This window comes from Pseudomonas corrugata (genome assembly GCF_050920615.1).
GTDB classification, from domain to species: domain Bacteria; phylum Pseudomonadota; class Gammaproteobacteria; order Pseudomonadales; family Pseudomonadaceae; genus Aquipseudomonas; species Aquipseudomonas corrugata.
Genome location: NZ_CP130434.1, coordinates 1,694,240 through 1,709,466, shown reverse-complemented (window position 1 = coordinate 1,709,466; position 15,227 = coordinate 1,694,240). Strand labels below are relative to the sequence as shown.

The 15,227-nt window shown below is 60.0% G+C and carries 15 protein-coding genes; 12 read left to right on the top strand and 3 right to left on the bottom strand.

The features are described 5' to 3' along the window. The first annotated feature begins 11 nt into the window (after positions 1-11). Positions 12-1,547 (top strand): MDR family MFS transporter, encoded by a 1,536-nt coding sequence (locus tag QZH45_RS07695; protein WP_155766206.1) that lies wholly within the window; start codon positions 12-14, stop codon positions 1,545-1,547. A 44-nt stretch (positions 1,548-1,591) separates the two neighbouring features. Here the strand turns inward: QZH45_RS07695 and QZH45_RS07690 are convergent, their stop codons facing one another. Next, positions 1,592-2,941 carry a spinster family MFS transporter gene (locus QZH45_RS07690; RefSeq protein ID WP_053192806.1) on the bottom strand — a complete coding sequence of 450 codons (1,350 nt, stop codon included), beginning with the start codon at positions 2,939-2,941 and terminating at the stop codon, positions 1,592-1,594. A gap of 283 nt (positions 2,942-3,224) precedes the next feature. Between QZH45_RS07690 and QZH45_RS07685 the strand changes: the two genes are divergently transcribed. Beyond that, positions 3,225-5,402 (top strand): hypothetical protein, encoded by a 2,178-nt coding sequence (locus QZH45_RS07685; RefSeq protein ID WP_053192804.1) that lies wholly within the window; start codon positions 3,225-3,227, stop codon positions 5,400-5,402. Positions 5,403-5,698: 296 nt separating this feature from the next. Here the strand turns inward: QZH45_RS07685 and QZH45_RS07680 are convergent, their stop codons facing one another. Further along, on the bottom strand, positions 5,699-6,004 hold the full coding sequence (locus QZH45_RS07680; protein WP_024776370.1) for a DUF2288 domain-containing protein: 306 nt from the start codon (positions 6,002-6,004) through the stop codon (positions 5,699-5,701). Here QZH45_RS07680 and QZH45_RS07675 point away from each other — a divergent pair. From QZH45_RS07675 to QZH45_RS07630, 10 genes are all read left to right on the top strand, one after another. Continuing rightward, positions 6,003-6,281 carry a hypothetical protein gene (locus QZH45_RS07675; protein ID WP_057430961.1) on the top strand — a complete coding sequence of 93 codons (279 nt, stop codon included), beginning with the start codon at positions 6,003-6,005 and terminating at the stop codon, positions 6,279-6,281. The genes QZH45_RS07680 and QZH45_RS07675 overlap by 2 nt on opposite strands. A gap of 60 nt (positions 6,282-6,341) precedes the next feature. Then, positions 6,342-7,469 carry a branched-chain amino acid ABC transporter substrate-binding protein gene (locus QZH45_RS07670; protein WP_055135109.1) on the top strand — a complete coding sequence of 376 codons (1,128 nt, stop codon included), beginning with the start codon at positions 6,342-6,344 and terminating at the stop codon, positions 7,467-7,469. A 274-nt stretch (positions 7,470-7,743) separates the two neighbouring features. Next, positions 7,744-8,667 (top strand): high-affinity branched-chain amino acid ABC transporter permease LivH, encoded by a 924-nt coding sequence (gene livH, locus QZH45_RS07665; protein ID WP_024776368.1) that lies wholly within the window; start codon positions 7,744-7,746, stop codon positions 8,665-8,667. Continuing rightward, on the top strand, positions 8,664-9,917 hold the full coding sequence (locus QZH45_RS07660; protein ID WP_024776367.1) for a high-affinity branched-chain amino acid ABC transporter permease LivM: 1,254 nt from the start codon (positions 8,664-8,666) through the stop codon (positions 9,915-9,917). The genes livH and QZH45_RS07660 overlap by 4 nt, the downstream gene beginning before the upstream one ends. Then, the gene (gene livG, locus QZH45_RS07655) at positions 9,914-10,681 is read left to right on the top strand and encodes a high-affinity branched-chain amino acid ABC transporter ATP-binding protein LivG (protein WP_024776366.1); all 768 of its coding nucleotides are present in this window, start codon (positions 9,914-9,916) and stop codon (positions 10,679-10,681) included. The genes QZH45_RS07660 and livG overlap by 4 nt, the downstream gene beginning before the upstream one ends. Continuing rightward, complete coding sequence (locus QZH45_RS07650; protein ID WP_024776365.1) at positions 10,682-11,383, top strand: ABC transporter ATP-binding protein; 702 nt, start codon at positions 10,682-10,684, stop codon at positions 11,381-11,383. Positions 11,384-11,740: 357 nt separating this feature from the next. Beyond that, positions 11,741-12,046: a BufA1 family periplasmic bufferin-type metallophore gene (locus tag QZH45_RS07645; protein WP_024776364.1), complete on the top strand. Its 306-nt coding sequence runs from the start codon at positions 11,741-11,743 to the stop codon at positions 12,044-12,046. A 25-nt stretch (positions 12,047-12,071) separates the two neighbouring features. After that, on the top strand, positions 12,072-12,959 hold the full coding sequence (gene bufB / locus QZH45_RS07640; protein ID WP_053192802.1) for an MNIO family bufferin maturase: 888 nt from the start codon (positions 12,072-12,074) through the stop codon (positions 12,957-12,959). After that, positions 12,956-13,717 carry an HvfC/BufC N-terminal domain-containing protein gene (locus QZH45_RS07635; protein WP_053192800.1) on the top strand — a complete coding sequence of 254 codons (762 nt, stop codon included), beginning with the start codon at positions 12,956-12,958 and terminating at the stop codon, positions 13,715-13,717. The genes bufB and QZH45_RS07635 overlap by 4 nt, the downstream gene beginning before the upstream one ends. Continuing rightward, positions 13,714-14,199, top strand: coding sequence for a DoxX family protein (locus QZH45_RS07630; RefSeq protein ID WP_053192798.1), 486 nt, complete (start codon positions 13,714-13,716; stop codon positions 14,197-14,199). The genes QZH45_RS07635 and QZH45_RS07630 overlap by 4 nt, the downstream gene beginning before the upstream one ends. An 84-nt stretch (positions 14,200-14,283) precedes the next feature. Here the strand turns inward: QZH45_RS07630 and QZH45_RS07625 are convergent, their stop codons facing one another. Beyond that, complete coding sequence (locus tag QZH45_RS07625) at positions 14,284-15,198, bottom strand: LysR family transcriptional regulator (RefSeq protein WP_024776360.1); 915 nt, start codon at positions 15,196-15,198, stop codon at positions 14,284-14,286. Positions 15,199-15,227 lie beyond the last annotated feature (29 nt).

Below are 15,227 nucleotides of genomic sequence, written 5' to 3'. Positions count from 1 at the left end.
TCTTTGGCGTGATGCCCGCAGGCTCTATCGTGACTCAGCTCAACACCCTCAACGTCCAGCAGCCCGCTATCCACAGCGTACTGGTGGCCCTGATGCTGGCGATTTTCCTGGGCGCGCTGGACCAGACCATTGTCGCCGTCTCGATGCCGGCCATCTCCGCCCAATTCAAGGACCTCAGCCTGTTGGCCTGGGTCATTTCCGGCTACATGGTCGCCATGACCGTGGCGGTGCCGATCTACGGCAAGCTGGGCGATCTCTACGGTCGCCGACCGCTGATGCTGTTCGGCATGGGGCTGTTCACCCTGGCCTCGCTGTTCTGTGGCCTGGCGCAAAACATGGAACAGCTGGTGCTGGCGCGGATTCTCCAGGGCATCGGTGCTGGCGGGATGATCTCCGTGAGCCAGGCGATCATCGGTGACATCGTGCCGCCCCGCGAGCGTGGCCGCTATCAGGGTTACTTCAGCAGCATGTATGCGGTGGCCAGTGTGGCCGGACCGGTGCTGGGCGGCTACATGACCGAGTACCTGTCGTGGCGCTGGGTATTCTGGATCAACCTGCCACTGGGCCTGGGCGCCTGGCTGGTGGCGCGCCGCACCCTGGTCGGGCTGTCGGTGCCGCACCGCACGCCAATCATCGACTACCTGGGCACCATCCTGCTGATCATCGGCCTGAGCGCGTTGCTGCTGGGTATTACCCAAGTCGGTCAGGGGCAGGCCTGGCACAGCCGGAGCGTACTGGGACTGCTGGGTTGCGCCGTGGCGACGCTGGGCATGTTCGTCTGGCACGAACGCCGTACCCGGGAGCCCTTGCTGCCGATGCACCTGTTCGTCAACCGCAGCGCGGTGTTGTGTTGGTGCACGGTATTTTTCACCAGCTTCCAAGCGATTTCCCTGACAGTGCTGGTACCACTGCGCTTTCAGAGCGTGACCGGTGCCGGCGCCGACAGCGCGGCGTTGCATCTGCTGCCACTGGCGATGGGTTTGCCCATCGGCGCGTATTTCGCCGGACGCCGCACCTCGGTCACGGGCCGCTACAAACCGATGATCCTCAGCGGCGCCCTGCTCTTTCCCTTCGCAATCCTCGGCATGGCCTGCACGGCGCCCGACGCGTTCTGGCTCAGCAGCCTGTTCATGCTGCTCGGCGGCATCGCCTCCGGCATGCAGTTCCCCACCTCACTGGTGGGTTCGCAGAACTCGGTGCAACAACGGGATATCGGCGTCGCCACCAGCACCACCAACCTGTTCCGTTCCCTCGGCGGCGCGGTGGGTGTGGCGCTGATGTCAGCATTGCTGCTGGCCTTGCTGCAGGATTCAGGTTTTGCTCAGTTCGCCGGTTCGTCGCTGATCAGCGAAGGCCATTCCGGCAACGCCCTGCTGGACGGCTTGAACGCCGCCCCGGGCGAAGCACGGGACGCCCTGCGCCTGGAGTTGCAGACGACGTTCCGCCATCTGCTGATGATCAGCGCAGCGGTGTCGCTGCTGGGATTGGCGGCGGCAGTGGCGATGCCGAACCGACTGTTGCGGGGGCGGGAGGAACAGGTTCGGTAAACAAAATCCCCCTCGCCACAAAAGCCTCATAATGTCCTATCACCTCAAGCCGTCGCCGCAACAATCCCCGGTTCCACCTGCGCACTCATCCCATCCTTCATCCGCTTGGCATCGCGGGCGAAACAGCGCGACGCCAGGAACAGGAACACCATGGTCAAGAACAGCGCCACCGGGATCAGGTACATCGCATCGTGCAAACCGATGGCCTTGAACGCCTCTGTCATCTGCGGAGCGCCAGTAGCGGCCATGGCGGTGCGAGCGAAGTAATCCGACAGGCCACCAACCACCACCGGTCCCAGGCCGCCACCGAGCAGGTACAGCCCGGCGAAGAACAGCGCCATCGCCGTCGCCCGCAGACGCGGCTCCACTACGTCCTGGATCGCCGTGTACACGCAGGTGTAAAAAGTATAGGCAAACAGCCAACCGACGCTGAACACCGCAACGAACACACCAATCTCAATGCGCCCGGCATGTAGCGCCCAGGCCGTCGTCAGCGTGGAAACGACCAGGCTGAACGCAGCGAACAGCAACCGGCCATTGGGCACCCGCTGATGAATCTTGTCGGCGATCCAGCCTCCCAGAGTCAGCCCGAACAGTCCGGTCACGCCCACCATGATCCCGGTGGCCACGGCGGCTTCATGCAGAGGCATCAGGAAGTAACGCTGCAACATCGGCACCAGGAACGAGTTGCAGGCATAAGTGGCGAAGTTGAAACACAGCCCCGCCAGCACCAGCCACAGGAACGTGGGAATCGCCAGCACCCGACGGATCGGCCGGTCGATTTTTTCCTGGGACACCGGCACGGTTTCCGCCGCACCGCGCTTGGGTTCCTTGATAAAGAACATGAAGACCGCCAGCACCAGCCCCGGCACCGCGGCGATGAAGAACGGCGCGCGCCAGCTGTCGAAAGCCTTGACCATCGCCCCGATGCTAAAGAACGCCAGCAACAGTCCAATCGGCAGGCCCAGCATGAATATTCCCATGGCTCGAGCCCGGCGATGGGCCGGGAACAGATCGCCGATCAGCGAGTTCGCAGCCGGCGCGTAACTGGCTTCGCCAATACCGATACCCATGCGCACCAACAGGAACGCCCAGAAACTGCCCACCAGGCCATTGATTGCCGTCAGCCCGCTCCAGGCCGCCAGTCCCCAGCCCATCAGCTTGCTGCGCGACCCGGTATCGGCCATGCGCCCCAGGGGCAGGCCGGCAATGGCATACACGATGGTGAAGGCGGTGCCGATGATGCCGATCTGGAAATCGCTGAGGCTCCATTCCATGCGGATCGGCTCGATGATGATCGCCGGGATGGTGCGGTCGAAGAAATTGAACAGGTTGGCCAGAAACAACAGGAACAGAATGCGCCAGGCATTCGCCGCTTGGGTCGAGTTCTGCATGGTTCCGTCTCTTTTATTGTTATGGGCGAGGCATCCGAGCCCGGAACCTGCAATCTAGACAGCAGTGCGGAGACTGTCTCCAATCATTCGTAGCGCTGATACCCGACCATGGGGCACGACCCGTTTATTGATGCCGATCAACAAACCGTAACAATTGCCATCATTTTGCCCGTTCTTGATTAAAGATCATGTCCCGGTGGCCGATCCATCATGAAGCTTCTTTCATCCGCGATGGTTCGATGACAGCGGTCGTCCAACCCACCAGTTCAGGCTACGGCGCATAATGACCTCAAAAAAAACAGCCACTGCGGTATCCGATCTGACCCTGGGCCCGGCCGCCAACGGCCCTGAGACCCCGAAGTCATCGAACAGCTCGCGTCCCCTGGCGACGCAGCAGTATCTGTATTTCACCGAGACCAACACCGACCGCATCCTCGATAACCTCGACGGCCTGCGCGATACCGTGTTCCCGCGCCCACCTCATCTGGTGGACGACGAGAGCGAACGTGACCAGCAGGAATTCCCTTCGGTGTGCCTGATCGGCCTGGGGCGCTGCGGCTCCAACATCGCCCTGGACGTGGCGGAACTGGTCTACAACGCCCGCAAGTTCTACCTCAACGAATTCAACAACGAAGACAAGGCCTACAGCGACAAGGGCTACCGTCCTGCGCAGTGGATCCGCAACAACCTGCGCCTGGGCACCGGCAAGGCGACCAAACCGGTGTTCCTGGTGGAGCCGCTGGTGATGCTCGGCGATCTGGACAAGGACATTGCCGGACGCATCCGATTCTCACGCAAGGGCGAAAAAACCGGCTTCCTGCGCGACTACAGCAAGATGAAAATCATGGACCTGTCGGAAGTCCATGCCGGTGGCGCCGGTAACGCGCCGATCCTGGGCCAGTACCTGGCCAAGATCATCCTGAACAAGGACACCCAGCGCTTCTCCAGCCCCGACTGGAAGATGATCCACTCGTACCTGATCGACAGCTGCGGCATCAAGGCCAACCAGTCGCGCCTGTACTTCTCGATCTTCAGCGCCGGCGGCGGTACCGGTTCGGGCATGGCCTCGGAGTTCGGCCTGGCCCAACAGCACTCGTACATGAACAAGACGTTCGACACCAAGCCGATGGATGAGCACGACGGCAAAAGTGGTCACTCTTTCGTCTTCGAACCAATTTTCACCAGCGGCATCTGCGTACTGCCGAACATTTCCGATCACCGCAGCGAAATGTCCGAAGCCCTGCACATTAACGCCGGGCGTCTACTGTGCAAGTACCTGTCGGAAGAATGGGATTTCTCGTACAACTTCGCTAATGAAGACAGCAGCGAAGCCAGCGTCATGGGCCGTATCCGCCCGTGGAACGCAATGATGCTGATCTCCAACGACATCATGCGCTACGCCGAAGAGAACGATGACGGCAACATCCAGAACATCGACGTCAACGCCATGGAGAAGCACGCCAACCAGTACATCTCCCAGCAGATCTTCAACATCCTGACGGCCCAGGCGGTCACCACCGATTACGACCAGAACTACTTCCGTCGTGCCGGCATCGACATCGGTGAAACCATTCGCCTGGACGCCAACGACTTGTTCATGAGTCTGGCCGGCCCCGTGGCGATTGCCTACGCCGAATCCGTCGTCCCGGAAACCCCGGCGCCAAGCAGCGACAAGTTCAAGGTGTTCGACAAAGAACCGCCGCGCCTGAACATCGACGACCTGTTCTTCCGCTCCATCGACCTGCCGCACTTCAATAAAGTGACCCAGGCCATCGAGGGGATCAGCCTGTTGCCGATCGAATCCAAGCGCTACCGGGCTTCGCTGGAGCAATACAAGAATTCCGGCTACGACGCCGCCGCCCTGCATGACCTGCACTTCTTCAAGAACTGCTCCTCGGTGGTGTCCATCGTTTCGCTGCCCAAGGACTACAAGCTGTCCTACATGGACCTGAACCGGCTCAAGACCCATCTCAACAGCCTGTTTCCCAACACCACCCTAAAGCGTTATGCCCTGGTGATCGGCGCATCGGCCAACCTGTCGCTGACCACCCTGATCGCCAAGAGCCCGTGCCTGTCGGATGACTTCCTGACCCTGATCGTGGCCTTCATCAAGCGCTGCTTCGCCCGCAACCCGTATCGCTTCGACGACACCCTGGACAACTCGATCCTGGACTTCATCATCAATGAAGACTTCGACGAGGAACGGATCGACGACCTGCTCAACGAATTCGAGAACCCGGCGAAGATCCTCGATACCAACTGGTACGCGATCAAGCCGATGTACGAGAAGAAGTACCGCGAACTCATCAACGACAAGGACAAGTTCGTCTCGATCAACGATATCCGCCTGTCCCGTGATTGTGTGAAGAAGGCCATCAAATATCTGCGCGAGATCTACCGCCATCGCATCGGCAAGACCAAGGTCATTTCGCTCAATAACCATACCGGCAAGACTTACTGAAGCTGTCGCGAGACCGCCGCGCATCTATCGCGAGCAGGCTCGCTCCCACATTGAATCGCGATCTTCCTGGAAGAAATCGGTCCTCCGTGGGAGCGAGCCTGCTCGCGATGGCGGCCTGGACAACACCCCGGAACAACATCCAGAAACAATTAGGCAGCCCGAAGGCTGCCCCATGAACTGTTCCCGTTACGTATACGTCACCCTGCCCTGTGGCGTTTCACCACGGCAGGGTGCCATCACGCTACTCAGCTACACACTTTTATTCGATCAAGATACGACCCAATTTGGTGCATCGATCAATTCGACGCCCTTTCCTGGATCATTATCCACGGCGAAACCACCACCGCCCACAGCAATGGATCGCGCTCCAGAAAATCCAGCGCCCGCGTTTCAGACAGCTTGGCGAGTTGCCCGGCGGCCAGCCAGGCGGCGACTTTATCGCCTTCATCCTGAGCGACTGCCTCGGCGGCGGCGATCAAATCCAGTGCCGGCTCGACCCATAACAGGGCACCCTTGGCAAAGAACGGCTCCAGCTCCTTCCAGGTGATGGATGCAGTTTCTCCAAGCAGTTTGGCATAGAGGGTGCTAGGTTCTTGATTCATGGGACTGTCCGGAAAAGAAATCGACGCGAATGATAACGTCGGTGGTCTGGCAGAAAAACCCGGTAGCAATTGGAGTACGATTGAAAAGCACAGCAAAGCCAGGGACTGCCGATTTGACCGGACATTGCCCGCCGCTATTCTGTCTTTTTCTTTCGATAAAGCGACACCCTCTGATTTTGCCCCCAAGCGCCAGCTTCCCTTGCCAACAACCGGCGCTCTACACTGTACCGGTACAGTTGCCGGGGGCATTTTCCGGGGGGATATCCAGAATATCTGACCCGGTTCTGCCGCTACGGCGCCAGGACTATAAAAACTACAACAGCATGAGTGGAGCACTATGACTAAGGCTACTAAGCAGATTTCCAAACTGTTTGCCGCTATGGTTCTGGCCGGGGTTGCCAGCCATTCGTTAGCCGCCGACACCATCAAGATCGGCATCGCCGGTCCGAAGACCGGTCCGGTGACCCAGTACGGCGACATGCAATTCGTCGGCGCGAAACAAGCCATCAAGGACATCAACGCAAAGGGCGGCGTCGACGGCAAAATGCTCGAAGCCAAGGAATACGATGATGCCTGCGACCCTAAACAGGCCGTAGCCGTGGCGAACAAAGTGGTCAACGATGGCGTCAAGTTCGTCGTCGGTCACCTGTGCTCCAGCTCCACCCAACCGGCTTCGGACATCTACGAAGACGAAGGCGTGATCATGATCACCCCAGCGGCCACCAGCCCGGAAATCACCGCCCGTGGCTACAAGCTGGTCTTCCGCACCATCGGCCTGGACAGCGCCCAGGGCCCTGCCGCCGGTAATTACATTGCCGACTACGTCAAGCCGAAAGTCGTTGCGGTCCTGCACGACAAGCAGCAGTACGGTGAAGGCATCGCCAGCGCCGTCAAGCAGACCCTCGAGAGCAAAGGCGTGAAAGTCGCCGTATTCGAAGGCCTGAACGCTGGTGACAAGGACTTCTCCTCGATCATCCAGAAGCTCAAGCAGAACAACGTCGACTTCGTCTACTACGGCGGCTACCACCCTGAGCTGGGCCTGATCCTGCGTCAATCCAAGGAAAAAGGCCTGAACGCCAAGTTCATGGGGCCTGAAGGTGTCGGCAACGACTCCATCTCGCAAATTGCCCAGGACGCTTCCGAAGGCCTGCTGGTGACCCTGCCGAAATCCTTCGACGCCGATCCTGAGAACCAGAAGATCGTTGCGGCCATCAAGGCCGACGGCAAGGATCCAAGTGGTCCGTTCGTGTTCCCGGCCTACTCCGCCGTCGAGCTGATCGCCGAAGGCATCAAGGCCGCCAAGAGCGACGACACCACCAAGGTCGCTGAAGCCCTCCACAAAGGCACCTTCAAGACCCCGACCGGCGAACTGTCGTTCAATGAAAAGGGCGACCTGAAGGACTTCAAATTCGTGGTCTACCAGTGGCACTTCGGCAAACCGAAAACTGAAGTTTCCCCTCAGTAAGCCAGGCCTAGTGTCCTGTTTCACAAATACGTTCTTTTTTTGTGATACGGGACACTCACGGTCAACGAGCCCACTGTGCAAGCAGTGGGCTTTGTTTTACGAGGTTTATGGGCCAGGCACCCGCGATCCGGGCGCTGGTTCACCTGAAAATCTTAAAACCGTCACCAGCGGTTCGCTGGCAAACGCTCCGTGCAAATGTGATCACAGAACACAGCACCGGGCCGGAACATGACTCCACCAGTGAAATGCGTATCGGGTTTTTAGGAGCGCTGTAATGCCTGAGATCTATCACTTTTTCCAACAGCTGGTTAATGGCCTGACCATTGGCAGCACCTATGCCTTGATAGCCATTGGCTACACAATGGTTTACGGCATCATTGGAATGATTAACTTCGCCCATGGCGAGGTCTACATGATCGGTTCCTACGTGGCTTTCATTGCCCTTGCCGGGCTGGCCATGCTGGGTATCCACTCACTGCCGCTGTTGATGACCGCTGCGTTCGTCGCATCGATCGTCGTGACCAGTGCCTATGGCTACAGTATCGAGCGTGTTGCCTACCAGCCCTTGCGTGGCAGCAACCGTCTGATCCCGCTGATTTCCGCCATCGGCATGTCGCTGTTCCTGCAAAACACTGTATTGCTGTCCCAGGACTCCAAGGACAAGTCCATTCCCAACCTGATCCCGGGGAGTTTCTCCTTCGGCCCGGGCGGTGCTGAAGAAGTCCTGATTTCCTACATGCAGATCCTGGTCTTTGTCGTGACCCTGATCGCCATGCTCGGCCTGACCCTGTTCATCTCCCGTTCCCGCCTGGGCCGCGCCTGTCGCGCCTGTGCCGAGGACATCAAGATGGCCAACCTGCTGGGCATCAATACCAACAACATCATCGCCCTGACCTTCGTCATCGGTGCCGCACTGGCGGCCGTCGCTGCCGTGCTGTTGAGCATGCAGTATGGCGTGATCAACCCGAACGCCGGTTTCCTGGTGGGCCTGAAGGCCTTCACCGCAGCGGTACTGGGTGGCATCGGCAGTATTCCGGGAGCGATGCTCGGCGGGCTGGTGCTGGGGGTGGCCGAAGCATTCGGCGCCGATATCTTCGGTGACCAGTACAAGGACGTGGTTGCGTTCGGTCTCCTGGTCCTGGTTCTGTTGTTCCGGCCGACCGGCATCCTGGGCCGTCCGGAGGTTGAGAAAGTATGAGCAAATATCTTAAACAGGCGCTGTTCAGCGCCCTGCTGGTCTGGGCCGTGGCCTTTCCGGTGCTCGGCCTCAAGCTGAGCATTGTCGGCGTCAACCTTGAAGTGCACGGCACCGGCCCGCTGACCCTGAGTGTCATTGCCTTGTGCTCGGTGCTGATGTTCCTGCGGGTGCTGTTCAGCCAACAGGTCGGCGCCGCGCTGCGCTCCAGCCGTGGCCCGCTGGTTTCGCCCAAGCTCAGCCAGTTCCTGACCCTGCCGCGTACCCAGCGCCGGATCATCATCGGCCTGATCGTGGTTGCGCTGGTCTGGCCGTTCTTCGGCTCCCGCGGGGCGGTGGATATCGCCACCCTGATCCTGATCTATGTGTTACTGGGTCTGGGCCTGAATATCGTGGTCGGCCTGGCCGGGCTGCTCGACCTGGGTTACGTGGGGTTCTATGCCGTGGGCGCCTACACCTACGCGCTGCTGTCCCACTACTTCGGCCTGAGCTTCTGGATCTGCCTGCCGATCGCCGGGATGATGGCGGCCACGTTCGGCTTCCTGCTCGGCTTCCCGGTGCTGCGTCTGCGGGGCGACTACCTGGCCATCGTGACCCTGGGCTTCGGTGAGATCATCCGCCTGTTCCTGCGTAACCTCACGGACCTCACCGGCGGCCCCAATGGCATCAGCAGCATTCCCAAGCCGACCTTCTTCGGATTGAGTTTCGACCGCAATGCAGCCGAGGGCATGCAAACCTTCCACGAGTTCTTCGGGTTGACCTACAACCCGGTGAGCAAAGTGGTGTTCCTCTATCTGGTTGCGCTGTTGCTGGCCCTGGCCGCATTGTTCGTCATCAACCGCCTGCTGCGCATGCCCATCGGACGTGCGTGGGAAGCGCTGCGCGAAGACGAAATCGCCTGCCGTGCCCTGGGTCTCAACCCGACCGTGATCAAGCTGTCGGCCTTTACCCTCGGTGCCACATTCGCCGGTTTCGCCGGCAGCTTCTTCGCCGCCCGTCAGGGTCTGGTCACGCCGGAATCGTTCACCTTCATCGAGTCGGCAATCATCCTCGCCATCGTGGTGCTGGGCGGGATGGGGTCGCAGCTGGGTGTGATCCTGGCCGCCATCGTGATGATCCTGCTGCCCGAAATGATGCGTGAATTCAGCGAATACCGCATGTTGATGTTCGGCGCCTTGATGGTGCTGATGATGATCTGGCGTCCTCAAGGTCTGCTGCCTATGCAACGCCCACACATGGAGCTGCGCAAATGAGCCGCGAGATCCTCAAGGTTGAAAACCTAAGCATGCGCTTCGGCGGCCTGCTGGCCGTCAATGGCGTGGCCCTGACCGTGAAAGAGAAACAAGTGGTTGCCCTGATCGGACCAAACGGCGCAGGCAAGACCACAGTGTTCAACTGCCTGACCGGTTTCTATCAGCCAACCGGCGGTAGCATCCTGCTGGACGGCGAGCCGATCCAGGGCCTGCCGGGGCACAAGATCGCCCTCAAGGGCGTGGTGCGCACCTTCCAGAACGTGCGATTGTTCAAGGACATGACGGCCATCGAGAATCTCTTGATCGCCCAGCATCGTCACCTGAACACCAACTTCCTGGCCGGCCTGTTCAAGACCCCGTCGTTCCGCAAGAGCGAGCGCGAAGCGATGGAGTACGCCGAGTACTGGCTGGAAAAGGTCAATCTCAAGGAGTTTGCCAACCGTACCGCCGGCACCCTGGCCTATGGTCAGCAGCGGCGCCTGGAAATCGCCCGTTGCATGATGACCCGTCCGCGGATCCTCATGCTCGACGAACCGGCCGCCGGCCTGAACCCGAGGGAAACCGAAGACCTGAAAGCCCTGATCGGCGTGTTGCGTGAGGAGCACAACGTCACCGTGCTGCTGATCGAGCACGACATGAAACTGGTCATGAGCATTTCCGACCATATCGTGGTGATCAACCAGGGCACGCCCCTGGCCAACGGCACGCCGGAACAGATCCGGGACAATCCTGAAGTGATCAAAGCCTACCTGGGGGAAGCGTAAATGCTGCAGTTCGAAAACGTTTCCACCTTCTACGGCAAGATCCAGGCCCTGCACAGCGTCAACGTGGAGGTCCGCCAGGGCGAAATCGTGACGCTGATCGGGGCCAACGGCGCCGGCAAGTCCACGCTGCTGATGACGCTCTGCGGTTCGCCCCAGGCCCAAAGTGGCAGCATCCGCTACATGGGTGAGGAGCTGGTGGGCCAGGACTCATCGCAGATCATGCGCAAGAGTATCGCCGTGGTGCCGGAAGGTCGTCGGGTGTTTGCCCGGCTGACCGTGGAAGAGAACCTCGCCATGGGCGGATTCTTCACCGACAAGGGCGATTTTCAGGAACAGATGGACAAGGTCCTGCACCTTTTCCCACGCCTGAAGGAACGCTTTACCCAGCGCGGAGGCACCATGTCCGGCGGTGAACAGCAAATGCTCGCCATTGGCCGTGCGCTGATGAGCAAGCCCAAGCTGCTGCTGCTCGACGAGCCCTCCCTGGGCCTGGCGCCGATCATCATCCAGCAGATCTTCGACATCATCGAACAACTGCGCAAGGATGGCGTGACGGTGTTCCTGGTGGAGCAGAACGCCAACCAGGCCCTGAAAATCGCCGACCGGGCGTATGTGTTGGAAAATGGTCGCGTGGTGATGCAGGGCACCGGCGAAGCGCTGCTGGTCGATCCGAAGGTGCGCGAGGCGTACCTGGGCGGGTAAGAAGTTGCAGTAAACAAAAGCGGCCTTCGGGCCGTTTTTTTTGCACCAGCTAGATGTGAACACCTTTGTGGCGAGGGGATTCATCCCCGCTGGGCTGCGAAGCAGCCCCCATCACAGCAGCCTCAATCTGCCTGACTCACCGAGTTGCCTGGTTTGGGGCTGCGTTGCAGCCCAGCGGGGATAAATCCCCTCGCCACAAAAGATGGAGATGCTTCTTTTAATCCCTTTCTGTACACAAATTTCGCGGTGATCAAAAATAATTCGAAACTCGCTGTAACACTTCCCCACCTCCCCTCTCTAGTTCAGCAGACCGGCGCTGAAGCCGGTTCATTTCCCAAGAAGAACTGGAGAACCATCATGTCCGCTACCACCCGTACCCTGTCCGCCTCCGCCCTGGTCCTGGCCCTCGGTTCCGCGTTGAGCATCGCCGCCGTATCGACCGTCCACGCCGCTGACGACAACATGGAAAAATGCTTTGGCGTGGCCATGAAAGGACAAAACAACTGCGCCGCCGGTGCCGGCACCACCTGCGCCGGTACCGCCAAGATGGACTACCAGAGCAACGCCTGGAAGCTCGTTCCGAAAGGCACTTGCATGACCACCATGAGCAAGACCTCGCCAACCGGTTTCGGTCAGCTCGAAGCCTACAAAGCCAAGTCCTGATTCACTGCCTGCCTGAGTGTCGACCATGACCACGTCTTGCAAACCTGCTTTCACCGGCATTCAGGCAGCCAGCGTCGAGCTCCCGCCCCGTGCCGGGCTGGGGCTCAAGACCGGGCACTTCCAGCAAGTGCTCGGTTCCAGGCCGGACATCGGTTTCTTTGAAGTCCACGCCGAAAACTACATGGTGGACGGTGGTCCGTTCCACCATTTCCTGGGATTGATCCGCGAGCAGTATCCGCTGTCGCTGCACGGCGTAGGCCTGTCCATCGGTACCGAGGGCAAGCTGGATGCGACACACCTGCAGCGCCTCGCCGAACTGATCGAACGCTATCAGCCCCAAGCCTTTTCCGAACACCTGGCCTGGTCCAGCCATGGCCCGGTGTTCCTTAATGATCTGCTGCCCCTGGCTTACGACGCGCCGACGCTGAACCGCGTCTGCGCCCATATAGGACAAGTGCAGGATACCCTCAAGCGCCCGATGCTGTTGGAAAACCCCGCCACCTACCTGGCATTCCAGCGCTCGACCCTCGACGAGGCGGACTTCATCAGCGAAGTGATTCGCCGCACTGGCTGCGGGCTGCTGCTGGATGTCAACAACCTCTACGTTTCCTGCATCAATCATCAACGCGATCCACTGGCCTATCTCGATGCGTTGCCGTTGCAGGCAGTGGGCGAGATTCATCTGGCCGGTTTTGCCGAAGACTCCGACAGTCTCGGCGACCGCTTGTTGATCGATGATCATGGCGCGCCCATCGACCTGGCGGTCTGGGCGTTGTACCGACAGGCGCTGGAACGTGTCGGCCCGGTAGCCACCCTGATCGAGCGTGACAATCAGGTACCGGCTTTCAGCGTCCTGTTGGCCGAAGCCTATCAGGCCGACGAACTGTTGCTGTCTGCGAGGAAGCCGACATGAGCAGCCAAGCCGCGTTCACCGCCGCCCTGCTCGACATCCGGCAACCATGCCCGGAAGGCTTGTACAGCTCCAACGGTGCAGACCCGGCCAGCCGTTTCGCCGTGTACCGCAACAACGTCCAGGGTTCACTGATCAATGCATTGGCGGAGGCCTACCCGGTGGTTCGGCAGTTGGTCGGGGATGAGTTCTTCCGGGCCATGGCGGCCGCTTACGTGCAAGTTTCAGCCCCCCATAGTCCGTTGATGAGTGGCTATGGCGCGGATCTGGCCGACTTTATCGAAGGCTTCGAACCGGCGTCCTCCGTACCGTATCTGGCGGATGTCGCCAGGTTGGAAAGATTGCGCACCCTCGCCTATCACGCTGCTGACGCTCACCCTCTGGGCCATGAGCAGATCGCCGCAGCACTCGCCGATCCACAATCCCTGGACGGGCTGTGCGTAACCCTTCATCCATCCGTGCGCCTGTTCGATTCAGCGTTCGCGGTCGTAGCGATCTGGGCTGCCCATCAAACGGACATCGGGCTCGCCGAGATCGACCCGAACCAAGGGCAATACGCGTTGGTACTGCGCAACGGGCACGAGGTTGAAGTCTTTGCCCTGGACCGCGGTGCCTTCACTTTTCTGCGCAACTTGCAAAGTGGCCAACCGCTCGGGCAGGCGCTGGCCTGCGCACCCACGTTCGACATTACACAAACCCTGGCACTGCTGATCAGTCACGGCGCCATTACCCGCCTGCATCACGACAAGGTATCGCCATGAATAGCCCGGTCATTCGCGCCATTACCCTGCTGGAGAAAATCCCCCACAGCCTGATCGCGTTCATTGCGCGGTTTTCCATTGCGGCAGTGTTCTGGAAATCCGGGCAGACCAAGATCGAAGGTTTGGCCATCGACTTGATCGATGGCACCTTCCAGATCGGCTGGCCACACCTGGCCGACTCAACCATCCCGTTATTCAAGAGCGAATACGCCATCCCGCTGCTGTCACCGGAAATCGCCGCACACCTCGCCGCGTTCGCCGAGCATTTCTTTCCGGTACTGATCCTGCTGGGGTTTGCCACACGGTTTTCGGCGCTGGCGCTGCTGGGCATGACCCTGACCATTCAGCTGTTCGTCTATCCCGACGCCTACCCGACCCACGGCACCTGGGCGGCGGTATTGCTTTACCTGATGGCCCGGGGCCCCGGCGTGCTGTCCATCGACCACCGGATTGCCGTGTGGGAGCGAGCCCGCTCGCGATAGCGGTGGGTCCGTCAACAACTGTGCTGAGGCTGAGATTGCTATCGCGAGCAGGCTCGCTCCCACAAGGGCTGGGGTGATGCCTCGCTATTGCTGGAGTCGGTCAAGCGCCTCACCACTGCGCTTGAACCAGTCAATCAAATAATCGGCCAGCACCTGGGTGCGTTTGGGCAGGCCGCCCTGATAGGGATGTACCAGATACATCGGCATGCGACGGGTCTGAAAATCCCGCAGGAGCCAACACAGGCGTCCATCCGCCAATTCTTCATTCAGCAGGTAGGACGGTAGCCGAGCGATTCCGGCACCCGCCAGGGCGGCTTTTTTCAGCAAGCTGTAGTGATTGCTGGCGAACGGACCCGACACCCGGACCCGCAGCAGCTCGTGTTGCTGGTGGTACAGCCACTCTTCCCGACCACTGTAGTGGCTGTTGAGCAGGCAGCGATGTTCAGCCAGGGCCTGGGGGGTTTGTGGTTCGCCGTACTGATCGAGATAAGCCGGGCTGGCGCAGGTCATCTCGTGCCACGCCAGCAACGGCCGGGCGACCAATCGCTCATCGATGGCAGCGTCGGAGCGGATCGCCAGGTCGAAACCGTCCCGGGTCAGGTCGCGATAACCGTTACTGAGCTCCAGTTCGATCTGCACGTTGGGGTACGTGTGGGCGAACTCCAACAGCAGTCCTTCAAAAAAGGTTTCGCCCAACGACACCGGAACCGTCATACGCACCGGTCCGGAAATATCGTCCTTCAATCGAGCCAGTGCCTGACGCGCCCTTTGCACCTGAACCAATAGCGCTTGGGCCTGGGGCAGCAAGGCCGCCCCGGCCGCCGTGAGGCTCAAGCGCCGAGTGGTGCGCTGCAGCAACATCACCGAGAAACGGCTTTCCAACAGGCTGATACGCTTGGACAGCTGGCCCTTGCTGCACCCCAACTGCTGGGCCGCCAGAGTAAAACTGCCGGCCTCGATCAAAACGGCAAACGCCGCCAGGTCATCCATCTCGCTCACTGGATTGTTTCCAATAGAAAACCAAAGGT

Bases quoted from the DNA above. Each gene is read 5' to 3' on its own strand.
- livH (WP_024776368.1), top strand. From the start codon at position 7,744: ATGCCTGAGATCTATCACTTTTTCCAACAGCTGGTTAATGGCCTGACC.
- livG (WP_024776366.1), top strand. From the start codon at position 9,914: ATGAGCCGCGAGATCCTCAAGGTTGAAAACCTAAGCATGCGCTTCGGC.
- QZH45_RS07645 (WP_024776364.1), top strand. From the start codon at position 11,741: ATGTCCGCTACCACCCGTACCCTGTCCGCCTCCGCCCTGGTCCTGGCC.
- QZH45_RS07660 (WP_024776367.1), top strand. From the start codon at position 8,664: ATGAGCAAATATCTTAAACAGGCGCTGTTCAGCGCCCTGCTGGTCTGG.
- QZH45_RS07695 (WP_155766206.1), top strand. From the start codon at position 12: ATGCCCGCAGGCTCTATCGTGACTCAGCTCAACACCCTCAACGTCCAG.
- QZH45_RS07690 (WP_053192806.1), bottom strand. From the start codon at position 2,941: ATGCAGAACTCGACCCAAGCGGCGAATGCCTGGCGCATTCTGTTCCTG.
- QZH45_RS07685 (WP_053192804.1), top strand. From the start codon at position 3,225: ATGACCTCAAAAAAAACAGCCACTGCGGTATCCGATCTGACCCTGGGC.
- QZH45_RS07680 (WP_024776370.1), bottom strand. From the start codon at position 6,004: ATGAATCAAGAACCTAGCACCCTCTATGCCAAACTGCTTGGAGAAACT.
- QZH45_RS07630 (WP_053192798.1), top strand. From the start codon at position 13,714: ATGAATAGCCCGGTCATTCGCGCCATTACCCTGCTGGAGAAAATCCCC.
- QZH45_RS07675 (WP_057430961.1), top strand. From the start codon at position 6,003: ATGGGACTGTCCGGAAAAGAAATCGACGCGAATGATAACGTCGGTGGT.
- QZH45_RS07650 (WP_024776365.1), top strand. From the start codon at position 10,682: ATGCTGCAGTTCGAAAACGTTTCCACCTTCTACGGCAAGATCCAGGCC.
- QZH45_RS07670 (WP_055135109.1), top strand. From the start codon at position 6,342: ATGACTAAGGCTACTAAGCAGATTTCCAAACTGTTTGCCGCTATGGTT.
- QZH45_RS07635 (WP_053192800.1), top strand. From the start codon at position 12,956: ATGAGCAGCCAAGCCGCGTTCACCGCCGCCCTGCTCGACATCCGGCAA.
- bufB (WP_053192802.1), top strand. From the start codon at position 12,072: ATGACCACGTCTTGCAAACCTGCTTTCACCGGCATTCAGGCAGCCAGC.